Raw genomic sequence first — 5,199 nt, forward strand, 5'->3', positions numbered from 1 at the left:
CTAAGGCTTTTTCTATAAGACGTTTACTTAGTTCTTTGAGTAATCCTCCTTTCTCAAAAAGGGTCGATAAATCTACTCCTGATTCTACTAATAAATCTATCGCTTTGCTTATACCATCTTGAGAACTTACTTTCTTTTTCATACTTTTAAAGAATAAAAATTAATGTATTTAATACAAAATTTACAAATCTTAAAAAATATTTACACACTTAAAAAGAAAGACTCGATATGGCACATTTATCTCTTGGTCAGCATCATAAAGCAATTGCTCAACAATTAAAATAGGCCATGCTCCTGGTATTTCATAAGAGATAGATTCTGCAATTAGCAAGCCAAGCGTAACACCTTGTTCACCTAATTTATGAATAAGACGTTGTTTTTCTGAAGGACTAGTTGATTGATTCAGTTCACTTATTAATCTATAAATAGAATATATTGTTAATGTTTTACATATAATATTATTGTATACTGGGTTCTTGAATAATGATTTTGTACCAGCTTGTAAATGTGGTTCTAATACATCAACTAGTTTATTATTATTGGGTATAATTTTTTGTAAAGTTGGCCTTACAGCTTTTTCTATACTTTGTTCTGTTCCCTCAACCAATTTATTACGTAATACATTTATACTGATATCGCCACCAATCATGCCTAACGATACCAATAATGGCTTATAGTCATTATAATTAATCGATTTAATTATATCTGGTGCAAAAAATAATCCCTGATTGGCAATGTTTCCTACACTATCTAAATATTTTTTAGATTTTTCATGTATTATATCAAGTCTTTTGAATAATTTGTCTTGTATATCAGATGGAATATTATGATCTGACATTCTTTTTTCTATAGCGGCATAGGATATATGTGACAAATCCTCTACCGTTAAAATATCTTTATCATCATATAACCTTTTTTTAATCTCATCACGATAATAAACTATAATCTTTTTTTCTTCTATTTGATCTTTTGGTATGTTGTTTATAAAAGTTTCGTCTAATGGGATTTTGTGTTCTTTTATGAATCCTTTTAATAATTTTAATTGATTTGTATTAAGTTTTAATAATTCTTTATGTAATGTATCTATTCTTAATGAAATTTTTACTTCAGGACTAGAAAATAAATTATCATTTAATATGCTTTCATATGGAGTTTTTACATTAGCATAAAATATTTCTTTGATTACGTCAGTTGGTATACATGATGTATTACTAGAACGTTTGCGTCTACGATTTATTTTCATGCTACAGATATATTCTGGGATATCAGTCTCTTCCACTTCCATACTTGATGGATCTGTAAGAGAATCTTGATTGGCTGTTGATATGCTTGCATGCTCTTGATCTTTTTTCTTTTTCTCTATAAGGAATTTAATATTCTTTTTTATAGTCTCATATAACTCTTGGCGCATTGGCCTAAAATCATATTTAGAGTCTAAAATAATCCGATTATTCGGATTATTTAAATGTTCTAGAGCCTCTGATAAACGAATATTATTATTGTTTAGATAATTAGCCGCTGTTTTATCATTTAGTACAACATTAATATCAAAGGCATCCTGAATTGCCCAAAAACCAGAATTATAATTATATAAATAATGTCCATGTTGTGTATTAAAAATTTTTACACCTGTACTTAAATGCTTATTTAAAATATTAATTATGTTTTGAGGTTTCTCTCCAGTTTCATCATAACCATCTGCATAATATGATTTATATTCATTATTTTTGTAATCAACTACTAAAGTAGCCCAGTAATTCCTTTCAGAATTCATAATAAAGGTACATCTTGCGTTTGTTCTGTTTTTATTGCTCCTGATAAACTCTTCTAAGCTTTTTTCAAATCGCTTGTCGTCGTTTACTGTCAATAGTTGGTTAGAAATGTTTTCATAATCCCTATTATAACCCTCCGGACTAAATAATCTATTTGTATCATAGATGGCTACAACCTCAAGTATTGTACTACTTTCTAGTGGTGTATATAGATACCATGGTTGATGTAGATACCTCTGTTTTTGGCTATCATAGATAATTTTATCAAAGTTTATCAATAGTGGTGTAGTAGATGCTTGTCTATTATTAGAAGATGCAATAACAAATTTTTGAATTTCTTCTAAAATATATGGTACACTTTTTTGCATAGTGTCTTCTATATCTCTCAATATGTCGGAACTTACTTCATAAGTAGATGATCTCCAATAATCAGTCCTAATTTCTGTACTACCATCTATAGCAATTTGTTTTATGAAACAGTATTCAATAAATTTTATATTTGCAATTGTCCATAAAACACAATTATGATCTAGAGGACCTTGTTGCTCTATATTAAACTGGTGAATGTAATCTTCTTTAATTTTTAATGTTTCAAATAATATTTTTTTTATTGCATTTAAACGTAAACGATAATTTGTTGCGATCTTTGACTGGTTGTTCTTTTTATATAAATGTGACTGATAATCAACTATAATTGCATGAAATTGATCTTCCATATCTTTCAATACTACTAAAGCACTTGCATGGCCTTCATCTATTAATGCAATTGATATCATTTTAAGAGTAGGTCTATTTGTGTCAATATGTTGTTTTAAAGTAGATGCCAACGTAGAAAGGCTACAAACAGTACTAAATCCTTTTTCATATAGTACTACACTATTATACTTACTTTTCATAATACGATTAGTATACATTTCGAATGTAGGAACATGAGAGGCTAGTATAGGATAATATGCATTACCTTTATTAAGATTATATATTCTTGTGTTTATTATATTTTTTATGTAAGTATCTATTATAGATTCAATATCCTGATCTTTAAATACACTACTGATCGATAGATGTTTCTTAAAATCTTTTAGTCCGATATCATCCAGATAATATGATGGTATATTGCATGGAATACGAAAATTTGTATTATGTTTTTGCATGTCACTTGAAAATGAAATCAAATAATCTATAGCTGCATAATTTTTAAGAAAAATAGCATAATCTGAGGTATAGAATGCAATATTTGATATGTTTGGTGGTATTTTGTCATTTTTAATTTGACTAAGTTGAGACAATATACGAGGCACTTTTTGTACTCCATAATAGAATACACTATTACAATCAGATTCTATTGCTAGATGGGATAAAAATTGACCTAATTGATTTGGAGTATCATATATCACCTCTATTAATTCTGGATTGATTTTTTCAATCGTTTTTAGAATATGTACTAAGGTTATTTCTTTACTGACTTCCAATAATTCTGTACTTAATAGAAAGTGAGCTAATTTGTCTCCATAATTATTTACATCGCTATATATAATATCAAGTAATAGTGCATGTATTATATCTATTGTAGGTTCACCTAATTTTTCAACATTATTCATTTCTTGTAATACCATATCAGAAAAAAAGACCAGTCTATCATCTAGTTCGGTGGATTGTGTAGATTTGGTGGATGGACTGAACTGTAATCTATAATCACCAGAAACTGATGAAACGGAAGAGCCTGATCCATATTCATAAAAACCTTTGTTTAATGCAATATTTTTTATTATGTCAAAACTTACCTTATGGTGTATATATATTGGAAATGGTCTATCAATAAATGATTCGATTATATCGATAGGACGCTTTTCATATATATTTGTTATATCATAATTTTTTTTGATCGTATCACGATGTGGAATTAGTAAATTTACTATAGTTTTGCGATAATTAATATACTGATAATTAGTATCATCTATGATATTATAAGCCATCATATGTGTGATTGTATTACCTTCTTTATCTTTATGGTTAAGATCGATATTATCAATAAAATCACGTAATAACCATTCGAATATTACTGGTGAAGATAATGCAACTTGTATAGGGGTTCTACCTAATTTATCGGGTTGATTAACTAAATGTTTAATAGGTCCTTTCAACATATCGTATATGTTTGATAATACTCCCGTATCATCTATTTTATTACGTTTTTTACAAAGTTCATGCCACAGTGTTTCACCATCTTTATCCACTATAGTAAACTCACCAGCATGTTCATTCCACCAATTTATAAATTCGGTATTAGAATATTGCACTGCATCATACAGTGCACTACGACCAAGGGCATTTACTTGCGTAATAATATCTACACGTATATTTTCGAGTGGGCTTAGCATAGTTAATATCTCTTCTAAATCGTTTGTATATGCTCTAGCTAAAATATGACCTATTTTATTTCCATACTTATCAATCGATTTTGAGCTGTAATTTTCCAAATCTTTTACTGATTCTACAAAAAATTGTATAAAATCTTTATTTTTAGATAATAATGCAATCTCTATAGAACTCTGACCTAAATTATTGAGAGCTGTGAATACGGTGTCGTCACCACTATAGATTTGACCTAAATGGTTTATGTCTATAGGAGTCTTAGCAGATACTAATGCTAAAAAATGAAATATAGTATTCCCATAACCCAAATTCTTTTTGGCTAGCTCATCATCTCGATTTTTAAGATATTCTTCTATGATAGTATTGCCTTTTTCTACCATTTTATCTACGGAAGTGCGCCAGTTATCGTATTCCATTTTTGATTTTGTTGGTTCATATTCCTGAAATTTAAAAATGTCATCTTTTATTTCTATATCAGGAATATAGACCATTAAATCGCATATAATGATGTTATTGCCTAAAGTGTTCCACTTACTAAAAAAGTTTGTAATAATATCTTCAGTTGTTTCTTTACTTTCAGTATCTGAATTTATACGGGTTAAATCACTAAATAAATCTGCATCCAAGTTGAATTCAGTACTATCTAACAAAATATTTGCAAGTTTTATATGTTTTATTTCAATGGCTTCATTAAATAACTCACTTGGACGGAAAATTCCACCAAGTTGATTTCCAATACTAAATATGATACGGATTATTGATTTAATACGTTCTTCATCAAGAAAATCGATTGTTCTTACCGACTCTGATAATTCGCCTATTAAACGTAAATAGTCGGTCCTGAAATACTGTATAATTATTTGTTAATCAGCAAATAAATGGTTAAATTTGTATTGGTTAATAACCAGTTTTAGAGTTGTTTTGTATAAAAAGCTTGCAAAATAAGGATGAAATCTAAGAAAATAAATAATAGCCTTGAGCGTTTGTTTGAGCAACGCTTATCTAGTTTTCTTAACCCGAAACATCCTTTATTCCAGTTATCTGATTCGATTAC

At 28.5% G+C, this 5,199-nt stretch carries 1 protein-coding gene; it reads right to left on the bottom strand.

The features are described from left to right. Nucleotides 1-190: 190 nt before the first annotated feature. Entirely contained in the window at nucleotides 191-4,795 is a 4,605-nt protein-coding gene (locus ACRRVB_RS02810) for an ankyrin repeat domain-containing protein (RefSeq protein WP_432466471.1), read from the bottom strand. Nucleotides 4,796-5,199: the final 404 nt, after the last annotated feature.

Origin of the sequence: Candidatus Cardinium hertigii (genome assembly GCF_050864855.1) — a bacterium.
Lineage (GTDB): Bacteria > Bacteroidota > Bacteroidia > Cytophagales > Amoebophilaceae > Cardinium > Cardinium hertigii_C.